This window comes from Amycolatopsis sp. GA6-003 (genome assembly GCF_046267895.1).
GTDB lineage: Bacteria > Actinomycetota > Actinomycetes > Mycobacteriales > Pseudonocardiaceae > Amycolatopsis.
The window spans coordinates 8,747,290-8,766,476 of the sequence record NZ_CP176499.1 but is presented as its reverse complement, the minus strand read 5'-3'; the positions used below and the strand labels follow the sequence as shown (position 1 = coordinate 8,766,476).

Sequence of the window (19,187 nt, the reverse complement as noted above, 5' to 3'; positions counted from 1 at the left end):
GTCGCCGCGGCAAGACGCTCCCCCCTGCCTCACCGCGTTGCTTGACCCCGCCCGCGCGCGATGGCCCCAGCAGAGGCACGATCCAGCCCGGCACCGCGGATCAACCCGCCGACTCCACCCGCTCACCCCGAACCCGGCCGCGCACCGTCACTGCGGCAAGCACCGCCGCCGCGAACCACAACCCCGCCGAAACCACCCCCAGCACATGCAATCCGTCCACAAACGACCCGCGCGCCGCCGGTTCCCCCGCCACCGCACCGAAAACCGCCACCCCCAGTGCTCCGCCCGCCTGCCTCGCCGCGTTGTTGATCCCGCCCGCGATGCCCGCGCGCTCCCCCGGCGCGTCGGCGACCGCGGCGGTCACCACGGCGGCGGTCAGCAGTCCCATCCCGACGCTGAGCACCACCAGCGTCGGCAGCAGCGTCCAGTACCCGGTGCCAAGGCCGATCCGCAGCAGGTTCAGCAGCGCCGCCCCGCCGAGCAGGAGCCCGGTCACGATCTGCGGTCGCGGGCCGAACCGAGCGGTGAGCCGTCCGGAGACCGGGCCGACCAGGACCAGCGGGACGAACATCGGCAACAGCGCCACCGCGGCGGCGATCGGGTCTGCGTGGAGCACGTCCTGCAAGTAGAGCGTGAACACCAGCACCGAACCGAGACCGACGAAGTTCATCGCCGCGGACACCAGGTTCGCGCCCGCCGTCTGCCGGGACCGCAGCAGCGACAGCGGCAGCATCGGTTCTGCCGAGCGCAGTTCCACCGCCACAAAGGCCACCGCGAAGGCCACGGCGAGCAGCCCCACCCACGGCGTTTTCGCGATCACCGCATACACCCCGGAGCCGAGCGCCAGCGCCGCGGTCGCCGCGCCGGGAAAGTCCACGCGGCCCGGTTTCCGGACGTCCGGCGGCACCATCCGCCGGGTCGCGACGGCCGCCGCGGCGACGATCGGCACGTTCAGCCAGAACACCGGCCGCCACCCGGCCGTCTGCACGAGAATCCCGCCCAGCAGCGGTCCGGCGGGCAGCGCGAGCGCCGAAATCCCGGCCCAGATCCCCAGTGCCCGGGCGCGTTCCGCCCGGCCGGGGAACGTCCCGGTGATGACGGCCATCGTGCCCGGCAGCAGCAACGCCGCGCCCACGCCTTGCCCCGCCCGCGCCGCGACCAGCCACCCCGCCGACTGCGCCAGCCCGCACGCCGCCGACGCGGCCCCGAACACGGCCAGCCCGGTCAGCACCACGCCGCGGTGGCCGAGGACGTCGCCGAGCGCTCCCCCGGTCAGCAGCAAGGCGGCGAGCACGACCGAATACCCGACCACCACCCACTGCAGCTGCGGGACGCCCGCGTGCAGTTCGCTGCCGAGCGTGGGAAGGGCGACGTTGACGACGGTGACGTCGAGCTGCACCAGGAACATCCCGGCGCACATGGTGAACAAGATCGCGGTGCGCATGGGTCCAGGAGACACCGGGAACGCTTCCGTCGCGGTGGAAGTGTGCCGGGGGCATGCTGGAGGCATGGAAGGAGACGCCGACATCGCGCGCACCGCCGCCCTGTTCGCCGATCCGGCGCGGGTCCGGGTGCTGATGGCCCTCGCCGACGGCCGGTCGCTGGCCGCGTCCGTGCTGGCCGGCGAAGCGGGCCTGACCGCGCAGGGAGTCAGCGCGCATCTGTCGAAACTGCTGGCCGCGGGTCTGGTGACCGCGGAAAAGTCCGGCAGGCACCGGTTCTACCGCATCGCCGGTGCGGCCCCGGAACTGCTGGAAGCGCTCGCCCGGCACTCTCCCGCCCGTCCCGTCCGGTCGCTGCGGGAAGGCACGCGCGCGGAAGCCTTGCGCACCGCGAGACTGTGCTACGACCACGTCGCCGGACGGCTCGGCGTGACCGTCACGGCGGCGCTGCTCGACCGCGGCGCACTGGCCACTGTGGACGGTGACCCGACCACCCGGCGACGGCCCGGGGACCGGATTTCCTCGCAGCTGCAGGAACATCCGTACGTGCTGGGACCGGCCGCCGACGAGGTGTTCGCCGCGTTAGGGGTGGACGTCGCGGAGGCCGCGAAAAGCCGTCGTCCGCTGCTGCGGTTCTGTCTGGATTGGACAGAGCAGCGCCATCACCTGGCCGGAGCGCTCGGCGCGGCGGTCACCCGACGGTTCCTGGACGCGGGATGGCTGCGGTCACGCGCGAAGGCACACCGAGCGGTCCAGCTCACCGAGGCTGGTGCGAAAGTGCTCGAAGAGGTCTTGGGCGTCAGCGATGCGCCGCGGCCAGCACGGCATCCGGACCGCACCGCGCGCACGGCGTGAAGCCGAGCTGCCGGGCCTCGCCGACGCCGATCGGAATCGTGTCGCGGCCGGACAGCCAGCCGCAGTCCACCAGGTGGTAGCGCGGGTACTCGTCCACGACCACGACCTCGTCCTCGAGGTCCTTGACCACCTCGAGGTCCTCCGGCGCGGTCTCCTCCACGCCGGGCGGAGTGTCGCGGACCGCTTTCGCCTCGGATTTCGGCCCGGCTTCCGAGGCCTGCTTCCCGATCTCCGGCTCCGGCACCTCCGCCGGATCGCCCAGCTCGCCCGTCGCCGGGATCAGCGCGGTCTGCTCGGCGTCCTTCTCGGCCGGGACCGCCTCGCCCTTTTCCCCATCCGAATCCTCCGAGTCCTCGGAGCCCTCGGCGTCCGAAGAGTCCGCGGAGTCCTCGTCCGCGGGCCCCGCGGTGTCCGCGCCCTTGCGCCGCCGCAGCCAGTCCACGAGCAGCAGGAGCCCGGCGAGCACGGAGAGCCCGATGGAAACCCAGGCCCACAGCGAGGTGCCCGTGATGAGCGCCGTGACGAGCAGCCCGAGAGCCGCCAGCACCAGAAGGAGGACGATGTAGAGCACGCTGAATTACAACACGCGCCGCCCGGTTTCCGGAGCCGACCCGCCCACGCGGCGTACCCCGCCGGTGCCCCACCGTGGCCGCGCCGGATCCAGGCACGCCGAAACCCCGCCGGGTCGGAAGGCGCTCCGGCGGGGTTGGGTACGGCAGTGGGTCAGCCGGCCTCGGCGCGCGGGCCGAACGAGTAGCCCTGGCCGCTGCTTCCGGTCGAGGACTGGCTCGAACCGGACGACGCCGACGCCGGGGCCGCGGAGCCGCGGTCGTCGAGCTCGCGCAGCTGGGACTCGAGGAATCCGCGCAGCCGGGTGCGGTATTCGCGCTCGATCGTGCGGAGTTCTTCGATCTTCTTGCCCAGAGCGCCCTTCTCGGCGTTCAGGTTGTTCATCGTCTCGGTGTACTTGCGCTGCGACTCGCGTTCCATGGTGGTCGCCTTGTCGCGCGCCTGGCGCTCCAGCGTCTCGGCGCGCGTGCGCGCGTCGTTCAGCATCGTCTCGGCGCGGGTGCGCGCCTCGTTCACCATCGAGTCGGACTTCGCCCGGGCGTCGGACAGCAGCTGCTCGGACTTGGTCCGCGCCTCCGCCAGCATCCCGTCGGACTCGGTCTTCGCCTCGGCGGTGAGCCGGTCGGCCATCTCCTGCGCCAGTCCGAGCACCTTGGCGGCCTGGACGTTCGGCTCGGCGCTGTCGGGGACCATCGAGTGCGCCTGGGTCTGCTCCATCGCCGACGCGGGCGGCGGAACCGGGGCGAGCCGCCGCGACGGCTCGGGGTCGCGGCCCGGCGGCGGGCCGGCGACCTTCGCGTTCTCGAGCTCGGAGCGGGTCGACTCCAGCTCGGCGTCGAGCTGCTCCACCTGCTGCCGCAGCTCGTTGTTGTCCTCGATCAACCGGGCAAGCTCGGTCTCCACCAGGTCGAGGAACGCGTCCACCTCGTCCTCGTTGTAGCCCCTCTTGCCGATGGGCGGCTTGCTGAACGCGACGTTATGCACGTCAGCGGGGGTCAACGACATCAGATCACCTCACGCACTCCATGGCCTGCAGGACACACCCGGGTTTTCCCCGATCACCTGGGTGTCAGTTGCATCGCGAAGAACACAACCAACAGCAGCACCATAATCGACAAGTCCAGTCCTACGCCGCCGATCCGGACCATCGGAATGATCCTGCGGAACAACCGCACCGGCGGGTCGGTCACTGTGTAGATGGTCTCGAGCGTCACCGCAACCCCTCCGGCGGGACGCCATTCCCGTGCGAAAGTCCGCACGAGCTCGACCACGATCCGGGCCGTGAGCAGCAGCCAGAAGGCAAACAGCACGTACCAGATCGCGAGCCACACAGCATTCACGGCGACCACTCTAGCGGGGGACGGCCGGATTGGGCGCGACCAGCCGCTCCCAGGGCGACATAGTCGACAAAATCACGTCTGGCTGCGCCCAGCGGTTCTCCCGTGTTCACCCGCGCAGGAACAATCCGCCCTCGGCGATCCGCCTGCGGTCCTCGGCGGTCACGTCCACGTCGGGCGGTGAGAGAAGGAACACCTTGTTGGTGACCTTGTCCATCGAGCCCCGCACGGCGAACGCCAGCCCCGCCGCGAAGTCCACGATCCGCTTGGCGTCCGCGTTGTCCATCTCGGTGAGGTTGATGATCACCGGGATGCCCTCGCGGTAGTGCTCGCCGATCGCCCGCGCCTCGATGTAGCTCGTCGGGTGCAGCGTCGTGATCCGGCTCAGCGGGTCCCGCGCCGGCGCGGCGGCCGGTTCGGCGACCGGGCGCAGCCGGGCGACCGGCTCCGGCTGGCGGTCCACGGCGAGCGCGCCGTGCGTCGCCGGCTCGGCCGCCATCGACCGCGACCGGACGCGCGCGGCGGGTTCGTCGTAGCTGTCCTCGACGTCGCGGTAGCGGGCCCGGGAGCGCGCCGGCGGCTGGTCGTAGCCGTCGTCGTACTCGTCGTAGCCGTCGTCGTAGCCGTCCTCGTCCGCGGGCACCATCCCGAAGTAGGCCTTCAGCTTCTGCAGCGCGCTCATGCCTCTCCCTAGCCCTTGCCGCTCCCGCACCGTTGTGCCCCGCCCGGGCGGACACGAAACGTGACCGCCGGGCGGACTCCCTACGGCGAGGCTAAACCGCGCCCGCCGAGCAACGCGGTTCCGACACGCACACACGTCGAGCCGTGCCGGATCGCCTGGTCCAGATCATGGCTCATTCCGGCGGACACGTCAGCCGCTTCCGGATGCCGGGCCTGGACCCGTTCCGCCGCCTGGGCCAGCCGGGCAAAAGCGGTGCCCGGATCCTCCCCCAACGGGGCCACGGCCATCACGCCTCGCAACCGCAGCTCCCCCGTGTGGGCGATATGGTCGGCGAGGGCGTCGACCTCGGCCAGCGGGATCCCGCCGCGCGCGACGTCGCCGTCGAGGCTCACCTGGACCAGCACGTCGAGCGGTTCGGTCCGCTCCCCCGCCTCCCGCGCGGCGGCGACCGCTCGGGAGAGCGCGTCGGCGAGCCGCACCGAGTCGACCGACTGGACCTCCGCCGCCCAGCGCACGACCGAACGCGCCTTGTTCCGCTGCAGCCGCCCGACCATGTGCCAGCGCGGCGCGGCCTCCGGGCGCAGTTCGGCGACCTCGGCCGCCTTCGGACCGGCCTCCTGGTCTCGGTTCTCGGCGAGGTTCAGCAGCCCGAGGTCGGTCAGCAGGGCGGCATCGACAGCCGGGAAGGTCTTGGTGACGCCGAGCAGCCGCACCTCGTCGCGGGAACGGCCGGCCGTCGCGCAGGCGTTCGCGATGCGTTCCTCGACCGCGGCCAGCGCCGCCGCCAACTCCGCCCGCCGCTTCTCGACCGGGTCCTCGGTCACGCCTTCTCCTCTTCGAGCCAGGTGATGCCGGCGATCCGGCCGGTGGTGCCGTCGCGGCGGTAGCTGAACAGCGTCTTGTCCTCCGCCGTGCACCGCGGGTCCGCGCCGACCCGGCCGACGCCCAGGTCCGCCAGCTGCTGCCAGAGCCCGGCCCGCAGGTCCAGACCAGCCGTGCCCTTGCGCGTTTTGCAGGCGCTGCCGGGCAGGTGTTTCTCGACGTCCGCGGCCATCGCGGCCGGGACCTCGTAGCAGTCGCCGCAGATCGCCGGGCCCAGCAGCGCCTCGACGCGCCCCGGTTCGGCGCCGAGCCCGCGCATCGCCTCCAGCGCGGCGGGCAGCACGCCGACGCGCGCCCCGACCCGGCCCGCGTGCACCGCGGCGACGACGCCCGCTTCCGGATCCGCCATGAGCACCGGGACGCAGTCGGCGACCAGCACCACGAGCGCGACGCCCGGCCGGTCGGTCACCAGCGCGTCGGTGGCCTCGGCGGCGGAGGTCTCGGTGCCGTCGACGACGGTCGCGGTCCGGCCGTGCACCTGCTCCATCCAGGCCAGCTTGTCCTCGGCGAGGCCGAGTTCGGACGCCAGCCGCTTGCGGTTGGCGTAGACGTCGCCCGCGTCGTCGCCGACGTGGTCGCCGAGGTTGAAACTCTCGTACGGCGGCCGGGAAGCCCCGCCCGCCCTGGTCGTGACCACTCGTCGTACTCGCACCCCGCCATCCTGCCAAAAACCGCGGCGGCCGCAGGGGCGAGCCTCGTGCGCGGCGATCCCGGTTCTAACCGGCGCCAGCACTCGCGGCCTCCCTCCGGCGCGCCGCGCGCTTCCGCCGCTGAGCCACGCGACCGCACGCCTGTCCCGCACGAACGCGCACCGCAGCCGGGCCCTCGTGCGCGGCGATCCCGGTTCTAACCGGCACCAGCACTCACGACCCCCTCCGGCCGCCGCACGCATCCACCGCTGACACACACGCGACCGCACGCCTGTCCCGCACGAGCGCGCAACACGGCCGGGCCCTCGTGCGCGGCGATCCCGGTTAGAACCGGGATTGCCACTCACGACGCCCCGCCCGGCCGCTCCCCCAACCGCACGCTTCTTCCGCAGCGCCATGCCCTTGCCGCGCCGCCATGCCCCGCCCGCTGCGCCATGCCCGCCCGCAGCAGCACGCTTGTCCCGCGCGAGTGGGCACCGTGGTTGGGTCTCGTGAGTGTTTATGCCGGTTAGAACCGGCACCAGCACTCACGAGGGCCCAGGAATACGCCAACGGCCGCCCCGAACGCGTCGGGACGGCCGTTGCTCGTGAGTCCGTGCTTACCGCCGCATGAAGGGCGGCACGTCCACATCGTCGTCGGTCGGGTCGTCGTGGACCGTCGTCGGGCGGCTCGGCAGGCCGCCCGTCGCCGAACCCGAACCGATCGGCGAATACCCGCGCGAGCCGCCGCCCGGCTGGGGCAGGCCGCCCGGCGGGGTGCCGGCGCCGGGCTGCGGCAGGCCCGACGCGGGCGTGCGCGGCGGGGCGACCGGGTAGCCGGAGCTGCCCGCCGGGGGCACCGGGGTGGCCCCGGTCTGCGGCGGGGTCTGCGCGGACGAACCGCCGCCGACCTGGCCGGCCGAGGCGGACGCGGTGCCGTTGCCCTGCTTGCCGCCGAACGCGGGCGGGTCGAGTTTCTTGTGGGTGGGCGCGCCGGCGTCGAAGCCGGCCGCGATCACCGTGACGCGGACCTCGTCGCCGAGGGAGTCGTCGATGATCGTCCCGAAGATGATGTTCGCGTCCGGGTGCGCCGATTCCTGCACGAGCGACGCGGCCTCGTTGATCTCGAACAGGCCGAGGTCCGAACCGCCCGCGATGGAGAGCAGCGCGCCGTGCGCCCCGTCCATCGACGCTTCCAGCAGCGGCGAGTTGATCGCCTTCTCCGCGGCCTGGATCGCCCGTCCCTCGCCGCGCGCGGAGCCGATGCCCATCAGCGCGGAGCCCGCGCCGGACATGACGCTCTTGACGTCGGCGAAGTCGAGGTTGATCAGGCCGGGCGTGGTGATCAGGTCGGTGATGCCCTGGACACCGGAGAGCAGCACCTCGTCGGCGGAGCGGAACGCGTCCATCAGGGACACGCCGATGTCGCCGAGCTGCAGCAGCCGGTCGTTCGGGATCACGATCAGCGTGTCGCATTCGTTGCGCAGCTGCTGGATGCCCTCCTCGGCCTGCTTGCCGCGGCGCTTGCCCTCGAAGGTGAACGGCCGGGTCACCACGCCGATCGTGAGCGCGCCGAGCTTGCGGGCGATCTGCGCGACGACCGGCGCGCCGCCGGTGCCGGTGCCGCCGCCCTCGCCCGCGGTCACGAACACCATGTCGGCGCCCTTGATGACCTCTTCGATCTCCTCGCGGTGGTCCTCGGCCGCCTTCTGCCCCACCTCGGGGGCGGCTCCGGCGCCGAGCCCGCGGGTCAGTTCCCGGCCGATGTCGAGCTTGACGTCGGCGTCGGACATGAGCAGTGCCTGCGCGTCGGTGTTCACCGCGATGAACTCGACACCCTTGAGGCCGACCTCGATCATCCGGTTCACGGCGTTCACGCCGCCGCCGCCGATGCCGACGACCTTGATCACCGCAAGGTAGTTGTGCGGGGGCGTCATCGGGTCCGCCTTCCTGATCGTGATGTGCACATGCCGCCCGCCGGGGCCGGAACCCTCAACCTCAACCCGAGAGTGAGAGTTATGTCAACCACCGGCGTCAAGGCAGGACGGTAGGCGCCGCGCAAGCTCTAATCCAGTAGCCACGCCGTGAGCGGCAAAGGTGTTTTGCCACAACGCGAAGCCGCGCGCAAGGCCGGAACCCGCCGCGAGGCCCGGCGCGCGGTCTGGTATGCGAGCGCGCCGGGTCCGGCGGAAGCGCTGCCCAGGCGCGAGATCCGCCGCTGCGCGGGCGCCGAAGCCGCCAGCTCCACCACCGCACCCCGGAAACCCGGCCGCACCCCGCCCGATCCGCTAGGCAGGCACGGAAGTCACCAGCACCACGTCGCCCGACGGCTTCCCCGACGGCGACCCGCCCGCCTGCTCCACGCTGATCGCGAACTGCCGCGCACCGGCCAGCCCGTCCGCCACCACCAGCGAGCCCGACGGCCCGCCCGGCAGCAGGCCCGCCGGGCGCGGGGCGAGGTCCGGGCCCATCAGCCACGCCTCGTACACCTGCCCGGCCCGGACCGGCGGCAGTCCGGACTGCATGAACATCACGCGGTCCAGCTTGCGCGAAACCACCACCGTGCCGCCGCCCCCGCGCGGCGACGCGACGTGTTCGGTCCGCGCGTCCGGCGCGGTGAGCAGTTCGGCCACCGGGAGGTAGCGGGCGCGCGCGGCGTCCAATTCGGACTGTGCGCTGTTCAGCTGGCTGCTGGTGTGCAGCGCGATCCCGCCGAACACGCCAGCGAGGGCGAGGCCGACGACGGCGGCCGCGGCGGCGAGCAGCATCGGCCAGCGGCGCGGGCCGCGCGGGCGCGGTTCGGCGGAGCCGGTCTTCGGCGGCAGCTGGCGGGTCGTGCGCATGTCCGCCAGCACCCGGTCCTTGAGCCCGGACGGCGGCTGGTCGTCCATCGCCGCGCCGAGCCGGGCCGCGGTCTCGCTCAGTTCCCGCACTTCCTGCGCGCAGGCCTCGCACTGGTCGAGGTGGCGGCGGAACTGGGCCCGCTCGACCTCCGAGAGCGCGTCGAGCGCGTACGCGCCGGCCAAGGTGTGCATGTCCGGACTGTTCACGCCGTCACCCCCAGGCAGTCGCGCAACCGGATCAGCCCGTCGCGCAGTCTGGTCTTGACCGTCCCCTGCGGCGTGTCCAGCACGTCGGCGACCTCGCGGTAGGTGTAGCCCTGGTAGTAGGCCAGGAGGACGGATTCCCGCTGGAGTTCGGTGAGCGTCTTCAGGCAGCGCCGCACCTGCGAGCGCTCCAGCCGGGTCGCGACGGATTCGGCGACCTCGTCGAACGGCCGCCCGCGCGCGGCCTCGAAGGTCGCTTTCCGCTCGCGTTCGGTGCTCGCCCGCGCGGACCGCACCCGGTCGACCGCGCGGCGGTGCGCCAGCGTCATCGCCCAGTTCAGGACGCTGCCCTTCCCCGGCGAGTAGCGCGTGGCGGTCTTCCACAGCTCCACCAGCACCTCCTGCGCCACCTCCTCGGACTGCGCGGGGTCCCGCACGATGCGGCGGACGAGCCCGTAAACGGGACCGGCGAGCTGATCGTAGAGCCGTTCGAAGGCGCGTTCGTCGCCCTTCGCGACCAGCGCCATCAGGTCCTCGGCGCTGGTCGCGGGCGCCGCGGAGAGCCGGTCCGCCGGGCGTGCGCTCTCATCCATGGAGGGCTCCTGCCGTGTTCTGTCCGGTCCGGGCGGCGAGCGGGGCCTTGCGCCGCCAGAGCGCGAGCCCGTGGCGGCGGATCAGCGCGGAGACGCGCTGCGGCTGCAACGGCCGGCCGAGCAGGAAGCGCGCGAGCGTGCGGATCCCGGCCGGTCGGCGGACTCCTCGCAGCGTAGCGGTCAGCGCGGCGTCGCCGCCGTGCCGCAGGACGACGGTCAGCGCCAGCAGCGCGTCCGGGCGCGGCAGGTGCATCCGGTACTCCCCCGCCGCCTCCTGGAACGGCGACACGTAGAACTCCTTGTCCGCCCGGACGTCTTCATCCGGCCGGAGCAGGTAGGCGTGCCTGCCGCCGTAGGTGTTGTGCACCTCGGCGACCACGCAGGCGAGTTCGCCGTCCGGCGTGTGGCACCAGTAGACAGTGATCGGGTTGAACACGTACCCCAGAACGCGCGCCGACGCGAGCATCGTCACCGGCCCGCCGCGCAGGTCCACTCCGCGGCGCGCGAGCCAAGCGTCCAGTTTGGACCGGATGTCGCCGGGTTCGTCGCGGCTGAAGTGGTCGCGGCCGTCGAAGCGCGCGAACGGCCGGAGCCACCACGGCAGCCGCGGCAGGTCGTCGAGATCGGTCCGCCACAGGTACATCCGGTGCACGAAGGAGTACGGCGGATCGGCCCGGCGGACGTGCGCGACGGTGGCGTCGTAGAGAGCGGTCACCAGCTCACCCCGAAACTGGCCGCGGCGCGGACGCCGGAGGTACAGCCGTCCTCGTGGAATCCCCAGCCTTGGTAAGCACCGGCGTACGCGACGATGCCGTCGTTCAATTCCGGCAGCCGTCTTTGCGCGGCCACGGATTCCGGCGTGTAAATCGGATGTTCGTAGGACATTTTCGCGGCCACCGCATTCGAATCGAGACCAACACTGGGGTTGAGGGTGACGGCATACGTCGTCGCTTCGTCGAGGCCCATCAAACGATTCAGGTCGTAAGTGACTTGCACAGCGCGCAGATCCGCCCCGCAGCCGGGCGTCCGGTAATTCCAGGAGGACCGGGCGGCAGGGACGGTCGGCAGCACCGCGGGATCGGTGTGCAGCCAGGCTTCATTGCGCGAATAACGGAAAGCGCCGAGCAGTTCCTGTTCCGCCGCAGTGGGATTCGGCAACAGCCGCAGCGCTTGGTCCGCATGCGTCGCGACCACGACCCGGTCGACCCGATGCGCGGTGTCGGCATCGTCGCGCACCTCGACCCCGCGCGCGGTCCGCCGCACCGCGCGAACCGGAGTGGACAGATGCACCGCGGTCAGCTGCTTGGCCGCCCGCTCGACATACTCCCGCGAACCGCCGACGACAGTCCGCCAGGCCGGCGAATTCCGCACCGTGAGCATTCCGTGATTGCGCAGGAATTCGAACAGATACCGCGCCGGATACCGCATCGTGTCGGTGCGGTCGGCGGACCACACCGTGGACACGAGCGGCAGCACGAAATGGTCCGCGAAATAGCGTGAATACCCGCCGATCGCCAGGAACGCGCCGAGCGGAACGTCACCCGCCTCCGGGCGCTCGAGCAGCCGTCCGGCGTGCCGGTGGAACCGCTTCACCTCGGCCAGCATGAGCAGATAGCGCGCGGACGCGGCGTTGCTCCGTTGCGCGAACAGCCCGGGCAGGCCCTTCGCCCCGGCGTACTGCAGGCCGCAGCCGTCGCAGCGGATGCTCATCGACATCTCGGTGTCGCGGGTGCGGACGCCGAGTTCGCCGAACAGCCGCAGCAGCGTCGGGTAGGTGCGCTCGTTGTGGACGAGGAACCCGGAATCGACGGCGACCGTCCCGCCGTGCGCGCTCGGCACGTCGTGGGTGTGGGCGTGGCCGCCGAGCCGGTCGTCGGCCTCGAACAGCAGAACCTCGTAGCGGCGCTGCAGCAGGTACGCGGCGGTGAGGCCGGCGACCCCGCTGCCGATGACAGCGATGCGTTGTCCCGTGGTGTGGTGCACGGAGGGGATTCGGAGCCGGAACCGGAACGGATGGGCGCCAATCCGCGCGGCCGCCGGTTCCGAATCCCTCGCATGCCGAACTCCGCAGCCCACCGCATCGCCGGCTTCGCCGAACGCGTCCTCGGCGGCCCGCTGCCGGTCGCCGTCCGCACCTGGGACGGGCACCGGGCCGGACCCGCCGGGCCGACTGTCGTCCTGAAAAACCGCCGCGCGCTCCGCTGGCTCCTGTACTCCCCCGGCGAGCTGGGCCTGGCCCGGGCTTACGTCTCCGGCGACCTGGACGTCGAAGGCGATCTCACCGAGGGCTTCCGCCGGGCCTGGGCTTACCGGCCGCGACTGTCCGCGCGGGACTTCGGCGAGGCACTCCGGCTGGCCGCCCGGCTCGGGGTGTTCGGCCTCCCGCCGAAACCGCCCGCCGAAGAAGCCCGCTTGCGCGGAAAACCGCACACGCTCGGCCGGGACCGCTCCGCGATCTCGCACCACTACGACCTTTCGAACGCCTTCTACCAGCTGCTGATGGACGATTCGATGGCCTACAGCTCGGGCTACTGGTCCGGAACCGCCGATCTCGCCCGCGCCCAGCACGACAAACTCGAACTGATCTGCCGCAAACTCGGCCTCCGCCCCGGGAAGCGCCTCCTCGACGTCGGCTGCGGCTGGGGCTCCCTGCTCGTGCACGCGGCGAAGCACCACGGCGTCGAGGCCGTCGGGGTCACGATCTCCGCCGAGCAGGTGCGGCACGGCAAAGCCCGGCTCGCGCAGCACGATCTGGACGACCGCGTCGAGGTCCGGCAGCAGGACTACCGGGAACTCGCCGGAGAATCCTTCGACGCCGTAGCGTCCGTCGAGATGGGCGAACACGTCGGCGAAGAGAACTACCCGACCTACGCCAGCACGTTGTTCCGCATGCTCAAACCGACCGGCCGACTGCTGCTGCAACAGATGTCGCGTGGAGCGGTCGCACCGGGCGGCGGCGCGTTCATCGAGCGCTACATCGCCCCCGACATGACCATGCGCCCGCTGAGCCGCACCCTCGGCCACCTCGAAGCCGCGGGCTTCGAAATCCGCGACGTGCACGCGTTGCGCGAGCACTACGTCCCGACCGTGCGAGCCTGGGCGGAAACTCTGGAGCGGCACTGGGACGAGGCCGTCGCGCTGCTCGGCGAGGCAGGCGCCCGGGTCTGGCGGCTTTACCTGGCCGGCGGCGCACTCGCCTTCGAGGAGAACCGCATGGGCATCGACCAGATCCTCGCCGTGCGGCCGGACGCGAACGGCCGCTCCGCGATGCCGTGGACGAGGGAGTGGGCATGATCGCGCTGCTCGGCCTCACCGCCGGAGCCACGCTGGCCGCGGTGACCCTGACGTTCGGCATCGCCCGCCTGCGCCGTCGCTACGACACCATCGACACCTTTTGGGGCTTGGGTTTCGCCCTTGTCGCCGTAGTCTCGTTCCCGTTCGGCACCGGCCCGCTCGCCCTGCGCCTGACCGTCGCCGCACTCACCGTCGTCTGGGGCGTGCGCCTGGCCGTCCACCTGCACCTGCGCAACCGCGGCAAGCCGGAAGACCCGCGCTACCAGCAGATCGCCGAACGCGCCGGCCCGAATCCGGGCGGCCGGATCTTCGTGCGGACCTACCTGCTGCAGGGCGTGGTCCTGTGGTTCGTCTCGCTGCCGGTGCAATTCGCCATGTCCGGCACGGGTTTCGGCGTTGCCGGCTGGCTGGGCGTGGCGGTCTGGCTGGCCGGGTTCGCCTTCGAAACCGTCGGCGACGAGCAGCTCCGCCGCTTCCGCGCGAACCCGGCGAACCAAGGCCAGGTCCTCGACACCGGCCTGTGGCGCTACACCCGGCATCCGAACTACTTCGGCGACGCCTGCGTCTGGTGGGGCCTGTACCTGCTGGCCTGCTCGACGTGGCCCGGCGCGGCGACGATCCTGTCTCCAGTCGCGATGACCTTCACCCTCGCGCGCGGCACCGGCAAGCCCATGCTGGAGAAAAGCCTGCGGCGATCCCGCCCCGGCTACGCCGACTACGTCGCCCGCACCAGCGGTTTCTTCCCGCTGCCGCCGAAAAAGCTCACTCCCCGATGAGCTGCCGCAGCAACGCGAGATGCCGGGAGGTCTCCCGCACCAAGTACTCGACCACCTCCGCGACCGTCACCAGCCGGTCGCCCGCGAACCCCACCGGATCGTCCAAGGACCGCTCCGCGAGAGCCTCCCGGCACAGCTCGACGTTGTCCCGATAAGCGCCGCGCACCTCCTCGATCGGCAGGTCGAGACCGACCTCGAACGCCGCGTCCCGCCTCGCTTCCAGCCGCTCGGCCCACCGCTGCGGCTGCCCGGCGACCAGGACGTCGTGCAGGGTGTTCTCCACCAGCGAGAGGTGCCACAGAATCCCTGCGGCGGTCATCAGCTCGCCGGGCCGATGGGCCTGCTCGTCGGTCAGCCCGGAGCATTTCCACGCCACGGTCGCGCGCAGCAGTTCGAGGTCGTCGACCAGCTGCGCGCGATCGAGGCTCACTCGCCGGTGAGACCGTCGGTCAGCTCGCGCAGCAGGTCAAGATGCCCGAGATGGCGCGCGGTCTCCTCGATCATGTGCGTGACGACCCACCGCACCGTGAGCGGTTTGTCCCCCTTGAACAGCACCGTGTCCTCGAACCCCCTCGCCGCGACGACCGCCCGGCACTGCTCGGCTTCGGCCTCGTAGTCGGCGATCAACTGCGTCATCGGCAGCTCCAAGGCGAGCCGGAACTCCGCGTCGCGATCGATTTCGAGCCGGTCCGCCCACTCGTCCGGCTGCCCGTCGAGCACGACGCGGAACCAGTAGTTCTCCACGAGGGTGAGATGGCACAAGATCCCGGCGATCGTGGTCAACTCGCTGGGCACGTGCGCGCGGCGGGCCTGCTCGTCGGTGAGCCCGGAGCATTTCCAGACGACGCTGGCGCGAAGGAAGTCGAGGAAGCCGGTGAGCTGGGTGCGCTCGTCCCCCGCCATCGGCGGTTCGGGACGTTCAGGAGCATCGGTCACGCCAAGCAGTGTGCCGCACCGGGCCACCGGTTTTCAGGATTTAGCTTGCGCGCAATGTAATTGCGCGCTACCTTCATAGGGCAAGCAGTTCCCGACCGCTTCGAAGGAGAACCCGATGCCCAGCCGCGACGCGACCACCCACTGGACCGGCGGACTGCAGAAAGGCAAGGGCGAGGTCACCCTCGACTCGTCGAACCTGGGCACCTACGAGGTGTCCTTCCCGACCCGCGCGGGCAATCCGGACGGCCGGACGAGCCCCGAGGAACTCATCGCCGCCGCCCACTCGAGCTGCCTGGCGATGAACCTTTCCGGAGTGCTGGAATCGCAGAATCTGGAAGCCGACTACATCGACGTCTCCGCCGAGGTGACGCTGGGCCCGGCCGAAGGAGGAGGCTTCGAAATCAGCGGAATCGCAGTCACCCTGCGCGCGAAACTGGACGGCGTCACCGCCGAGCAATTCGCCGAACTGGCCAACACCGCGGAAAAGACCTGCCCGGTTTCCAAAGCCCTTTCCGGCACCACCATCACCCTGGATGCCGCACTGGCCTGAGCGTTCCGTGAGGGGAACCCACACGGAATCAAATTTCCTCAGGGTTCCCCTCACGCCCAGCCCGCCGCGACGCTCCCCATGCCACGGCGGGTTTCTCAGCCCGCAACGACTCCACCGCAACAAAGCCCGTGAGAGACCCCCTCACAATTCAGATTCCCTCAGGGCCCCGTCCGCACCCGCCACGACCACCCACCCCACCACCCCAGCCGCGAAACACCCATCCCACCGCAGCCAACGCACCCAACCATCAAGGCACCCACCCCTCCCCCGCCCCCGATACAAAGCCAAAAACACGGCGCTGGGGTGCTTGTCAAGGCATCTTTCCCGCCTTGACAAGCACCCCAGCGCCGTAGTCACACTAAAAAATCGGGGTGCCCAGCCTCACCACTGGGCGCAATGTCGCCGCCAGGCGACGAGCCGCCCGACCTCACGAAAACGCAGCCACATTGACCTTAGCCCACTCCGCATAAGAAACCCCAGGCCGCCCCAGCAATTCCTCCACCACCCCAGTAGGCTCCTGCGGATTCCGAGTCGTATACGCATACATCCCCAGCAGCCACGAAGCAATCTCCTCCGGATACCCGGCCGCGACCCATTCCGCGACCTGCTCCTCCGGAGTCAACTCCACCAACGAAACCGGCTTCCCCAAAGCCTCCCCGATAGCCGCCACCATCTCCGCGAACGAAATCCCCTCGGGCCCGCTCAGCTCGTAAGTCCGCCCGACATGCCCGTCAGTGCTCAGCACATGCGCGGCCACCGCGGCGATATCCCCCAGATCGATCGGCGTCTGCGTAGCCCCCGGATAAGCGGACCGGACCTCCCCGCGCTCGCGGATCGACGGCGCCCACCCCAGCGAATTGTTCATGAAAGCCCCCGGGCGCACGAACGTCCGAGCGAACCCGGCCGCTTCCACCGCGGCCTCCACCGCCGCGTATTCGTGCCCGCTGGACGCCGGGTGCTCGTCTCCGATGCTCGCCCCGGACAGCGCGACCACCCGCCGGATCCCCGCCTCCCCGGCCAGCTCGCAAAACCGCGAAACAGTCCGCGCGTACGGAGCCAGATACACCGCCTCGACCCCGTCCAGCGCGGCCGGCAGCGTCGAGGGCTTGGCCAGCGACCCGACCACCACCTCGATCCCGTCCGGCAGCGCCGCCCGTTCCGGATCCACCGTCAGCGCCCGCACCGGAACCCCGCGAGCCACCAGCTCGTCGACCACCAGCCGTCCGACGTTGCCGGTCGCACCCGTCACCAGAACCGTCATGCCCCCACCTTCTCGTATGGCGTACGAACGAGGCCAGCGTACGGCATACGGGAAAGGCGTGCCACCGCGACGTCGTGAGCGGCGATCCCGGTTAGAACCGGGATCGCCGCTCACGAGGTGATGGTCGGCAGCTCCGGCGCGGAAACGTCGTAGATCTTCCCCTGCTGCGTCAGCAGCGCGGCCAGCACCTTCGCCTTGCGGTCGGTGTTCTCCGCGTTCCCCCACCGCACGGTCTTGCCGGTGGAGAGCGTGAACTCGACGCTCGCCGGGGTCTGCGCGGTGACCGTCGTGGTCTGCTTCGCCAGCTGCTCCGGCAGCACCCTGAGCACCGCCGTCACCGCGCGGGTGACCGGATCGTCCGCCGACACCTTCGGCAGCTTCAGCTCGGGCAGCCCGGCCGGCCGGGTCTTCACCGTCTTGAACACGACCCCGCCGCCGTCGACCAGATGCACCCCGTCGCCGCCGGGGCCGCTGTCGAAGAACGCGATCGCGGTCCGCTCGGTCACCGCGATCTCCAGCGTCGTCGGCCACGACCGGGACACCTCGACCGTCGCGATGCCCGGCATCTGGGCCACCCGGTCGCGGATCCCGTCGACGTCCGCGCGCAGCATCGGCTGCCCGGGCGGCACCGCGGCGGTCGCGCGGATCTGGTCCGCCGACACGGTTTTCGCGCCCTGCACCTCGATCGTCTTCACCGCGAGCAGCGAGCTGAAGAACAGCAGATACCCCAGCGCCGCCAGGGTGACCACGGTCAGCAGCGCCACCCAGCGGCGGCGGATCTCCTTGGCGCGGTTCGGCCGGGACTTCCGGGCGGCGGCGCGCGCCGAGCGGCCCGAACGCGCGGCGGTGCGGGCGCGGGTGCGCCGGCGCTCCTCCTCGCTCCGCCTGCCGCGGCGTTCCCGGGCCAGGGCAGCACGCTGTTCCTCGCCCGCGCGAGGCGCGGGCGAGCGGCGGCGCTGCCGGGTCCCGGTCATGCTCGGCCGGCCCTCCGGTCCAGCTCGGCCAGGATCTCCGGGCCCAGCTGCGTCACGTCGCCCGCGCCCATGGTGACCGCGAGGTCGCCCGGCCGGACGAGGTCCGCGACCAGGCCCGCGGCCACGTCGAAGGCGGGCTGGTAGTGCACCGGCACGGTGACGCGGTCGGCGATCAGCGCGCCGGTCACGCCCGGCACCGGCTCCTCGCGCGCGCCGAACACGTCGAGCACCACGACCTCGTCCGCCAGCGACAACGCCTCGGCGAACTCGGCGGCGAAGGTCTGCGTGCGCGAGTACAGGTGCGGCTGGAACACCACGACGACCCGTCCGCTGCCCGCGGCCGTGCGCACCGCGCGCAGCTGCGCGGCGACCTCGGTCGGGTGGTGCGCGTAGTCGTCGTACACCCGGACGTCGCCCGCGCGGCCCTTGAACTCGAACCGCCGGCGCACCCCGCCGAACGCGGCGAGCCCGGCGGCCATGCCGTCCAGCGGCGCGCCGAGTTCGAGCCCGGCGAGCAGCGCGGCGACCGCGTTGAGCGCCATGTGCTCCCCCGGCACCGCGACGCGCAGGTCGTGTTCTTCGCCGTCCAGCGCGATCCGCACGACGCCGCCGTCCGGCGCGGGCGTGTAGTCCAGCACCCGCACGTCGCCTTCACCGGAAGCGGCCCGGCCGTAGCGCCGCACCCGCACGCCCGCCGCGGCGGCCTCGTCGCCCAGCCGCGCCGCGCCCTCGTCGTCCGCGCACACGATCAGCAGCCCGCCCGGCTCGATCTGGCCGACGAAGTCGCTGAACACCTTCACGTACGCCTCGGCGGTGCCGTGGTGGTCGAGGTGATCGGGCTCGACGTTCGTCACCACCGCCACCGACGGCGTGTAGGTGAGGAAGGAACCGTCGCTCTCGTCGGCCTCCGCGACGAACACGCCGCCCTCGCCGTGGTGCGCGTTGGCCCCGGATTCGTTGAGGTCGCCGCCGATCGCGAACGACGGGTCCATCCGGCAGTTCTGCAGCGCCACGGTGAGCATCGACGTCGTCGACGTCTTGCCGTGCGTTCCGGCGATGCACGCGACGCGGTGCCCGGCCATCAGCCCGGCCAGCGCCTGCGCGCGGTGCAGCACCGGGATGCCGCGTTCGCGGGCCGCGGCGAGTTCCGGATTGGTCTCCTTGATCGCGGTGGACACCACGACGGCCGACGGCGGTTCGGCCAGCTCGGCGAGGTTGTCCGCGGTCTGGCCGACGAACAGCGTCGCGCCCTGCGCGCGCAGCGAAAGCAGCGCGCGCGACTCCTTGGCGTCCGACCCGGACACGGCCGCGCCGCGGGCGAGCAGGATCCGCGCGATGCCGGACATCCCGGCCCCGCCG

21 protein-coding genes are annotated in these 19,187 nt (G+C 71.6%); 4 read left to right on the top strand and 17 right to left on the bottom strand.

Annotation, left to right across the window (positions count from 1 at the left end; genetic code table 11):
* Positions 1–100: 100 nt before the first annotated feature.
* Positions 101–1,444, bottom strand: a complete 1,344-nt coding sequence (locus F9C12_RS39670; RefSeq protein WP_409463860.1) for an MFS transporter — start codon at positions 1,442–1,444, stop codon at positions 101–103.
* 64 nt (positions 1,445–1,508) lie between these two features.
* On the opposite strand from F9C12_RS39670, the gene F9C12_RS39665 reads away from it, so the two are divergent.
* On the top strand, positions 1,509–2,297 hold the full coding sequence (locus F9C12_RS39665; RefSeq protein WP_409463859.1) for an ArsR/SmtB family transcription factor: 789 nt from the start codon (positions 1,509–1,511) through the stop codon (positions 2,295–2,297).
* Here the strand turns inward: F9C12_RS39665 and F9C12_RS39660 are convergent.
* From F9C12_RS39660 to F9C12_RS39610, 11 genes are all read right to left on the bottom strand, one after another.
* On the bottom strand, positions 2,242–2,868 hold the full coding sequence (locus F9C12_RS39660; RefSeq protein WP_409463858.1) for a hypothetical protein: 627 nt from the start codon (positions 2,866–2,868) through the stop codon (positions 2,242–2,244). The two genes, F9C12_RS39665 and F9C12_RS39660, sit on opposite strands and share 56 nt — an antisense overlap.
* A 152-nt stretch (positions 2,869–3,020) precedes the next feature.
* Complete coding sequence (locus F9C12_RS39655) at positions 3,021–3,872, bottom strand: DivIVA domain-containing protein (RefSeq protein ID WP_409179434.1); 852 nt, start codon at positions 3,870–3,872, stop codon at positions 3,021–3,023.
* A 53-nt stretch (positions 3,873–3,925) separates the two neighbouring features.
* Positions 3,926–4,198: a YggT family protein gene (locus F9C12_RS39650; RefSeq protein WP_037367937.1), complete on the bottom strand. Its 273-nt coding sequence runs from the start codon at positions 4,196–4,198 to the stop codon at positions 3,926–3,928.
* A gap of 115 nt (positions 4,199–4,313) precedes the next feature.
* Positions 4,314–4,886 carry a cell division protein SepF gene (locus tag F9C12_RS39645; RefSeq protein ID WP_409179433.1) on the bottom strand — a complete coding sequence of 191 codons (573 nt, stop codon included), beginning with the start codon at positions 4,884–4,886 and terminating at the stop codon, positions 4,314–4,316.
* Between the two features lie 80 nt (positions 4,887–4,966).
* Positions 4,967–5,710: a YggS family pyridoxal phosphate-dependent enzyme gene (locus F9C12_RS39640; protein ID WP_409463857.1), complete on the bottom strand. Its 744-nt coding sequence runs from the start codon at positions 5,708–5,710 to the stop codon at positions 4,967–4,969.
* On the bottom strand, positions 5,707–6,420 hold the full coding sequence (pgeF, locus tag F9C12_RS39635) for a peptidoglycan editing factor PgeF (RefSeq protein WP_409179431.1): 714 nt from the start codon (positions 6,418–6,420) through the stop codon (positions 5,707–5,709). Before pgeF ends, F9C12_RS39640 begins: the two co-directional genes overlap by 4 nt.
* Before the next feature lie 597 nt (positions 6,421–7,017).
* Positions 7,018–8,334 (bottom strand): cell division protein FtsZ, encoded by a 1,317-nt coding sequence (ftsZ, locus tag F9C12_RS39630; protein ID WP_409179430.1) that lies wholly within the window; start codon positions 8,332–8,334, stop codon positions 7,018–7,020.
* Between the two features lie 351 nt (positions 8,335–8,685).
* On the bottom strand, positions 8,686–9,447 hold the full coding sequence (locus F9C12_RS39625) for an anti-sigma factor domain-containing protein (protein ID WP_409463856.1): 762 nt from the start codon (positions 9,445–9,447) through the stop codon (positions 8,686–8,688).
* On the bottom strand, positions 9,444–10,037 hold the full coding sequence (gene sigK, locus F9C12_RS39620; RefSeq protein WP_409179428.1) for an ECF RNA polymerase sigma factor SigK: 594 nt from the start codon (positions 10,035–10,037) through the stop codon (positions 9,444–9,446). Before sigK ends, F9C12_RS39625 begins: the two co-directional genes overlap by 4 nt.
* The gene (locus tag F9C12_RS39615; protein ID WP_409467145.1) at positions 10,030–10,755 is read right to left on the bottom strand and encodes a DUF1365 domain-containing protein; all 726 of its coding nucleotides are present in this window, start codon (positions 10,753–10,755) and stop codon (positions 10,030–10,032) included. The genes sigK and F9C12_RS39615 overlap by 8 nt, the downstream gene beginning before the upstream one ends.
* Entirely contained in the window at positions 10,749–12,020 is a 1,272-nt protein-coding gene (locus tag F9C12_RS39610) for an NAD(P)/FAD-dependent oxidoreductase (RefSeq protein WP_409463855.1), read from the bottom strand. The genes F9C12_RS39615 and F9C12_RS39610 overlap by 7 nt, the downstream gene beginning before the upstream one ends.
* Positions 12,021–12,092: 72 nt before the next feature.
* On the opposite strand from F9C12_RS39610, the gene F9C12_RS39605 reads away from it, so the two are divergent.
* Together F9C12_RS39605 and F9C12_RS39600 are read left to right on the top strand one after the other, a co-directional pair.
* Entirely contained in the window at positions 12,093–13,331 is a 1,239-nt protein-coding gene (locus F9C12_RS39605; RefSeq protein ID WP_409463854.1) for a class I SAM-dependent methyltransferase, read from the top strand.
* A complete protein-coding gene (locus F9C12_RS39600) occupies positions 13,328–14,107 on the top strand; it encodes a DUF1295 domain-containing protein (protein ID WP_409463853.1) in 780 nt (259 codons plus the stop codon). Before F9C12_RS39605 ends, F9C12_RS39600 begins: the two co-directional genes overlap by 4 nt.
* Here F9C12_RS39600 and F9C12_RS39595 read toward each other — a convergent pair.
* Both F9C12_RS39595 and F9C12_RS39590 read right to left on the bottom strand, forming a co-directional pair.
* Positions 14,094–14,537 carry a DUF664 domain-containing protein gene (locus tag F9C12_RS39595; RefSeq protein ID WP_409463852.1) on the bottom strand — a complete coding sequence of 148 codons (444 nt, stop codon included), beginning with the start codon at positions 14,535–14,537 and terminating at the stop codon, positions 14,094–14,096. The two genes, F9C12_RS39600 and F9C12_RS39595, sit on opposite strands and share 14 nt — an antisense overlap.
* A complete protein-coding gene (locus F9C12_RS39590) occupies positions 14,534–15,043 on the bottom strand; it encodes a DinB family protein (protein ID WP_409463851.1) in 510 nt (169 codons plus the stop codon). The genes F9C12_RS39595 and F9C12_RS39590 overlap by 4 nt, the downstream gene beginning before the upstream one ends.
* 115 nt (positions 15,044–15,158) lie before the next feature.
* Between F9C12_RS39590 and F9C12_RS39585 the strand changes: the two genes are divergently transcribed.
* The gene (locus F9C12_RS39585) at positions 15,159–15,593 is read left to right on the top strand and encodes an OsmC family peroxiredoxin (protein WP_409463850.1); all 435 of its coding nucleotides are present in this window, start codon (positions 15,159–15,161) and stop codon (positions 15,591–15,593) included.
* 427 nt (positions 15,594–16,020) lie between these two features.
* Here F9C12_RS39585 and F9C12_RS39580 read toward each other — a convergent pair whose 3' ends face one another.
* The 3 genes from F9C12_RS39580 to murC form a co-directional block, all read right to left on the bottom strand.
* Positions 16,021–16,854, bottom strand: a complete 834-nt coding sequence (locus F9C12_RS39580) for an NAD(P)H-binding protein (RefSeq protein WP_409463849.1) — start codon at positions 16,852–16,854, stop codon at positions 16,021–16,023.
* 110 nt (positions 16,855–16,964) lie between these two features.
* Complete coding sequence (locus tag F9C12_RS39575) at positions 16,965–17,828, bottom strand: cell division protein FtsQ/DivIB (protein WP_409179420.1); 864 nt, start codon at positions 17,826–17,828, stop codon at positions 16,965–16,967.
* Positions 17,825–19,174, bottom strand: coding sequence for a UDP-N-acetylmuramate--L-alanine ligase (gene murC / locus F9C12_RS39570; protein WP_409467144.1), 1,350 nt, complete (start codon positions 19,172–19,174; stop codon positions 17,825–17,827). The genes F9C12_RS39575 and murC overlap by 4 nt, the downstream gene beginning before the upstream one ends.
* Positions 19,175–19,187: the final 13 nt, after the last annotated feature.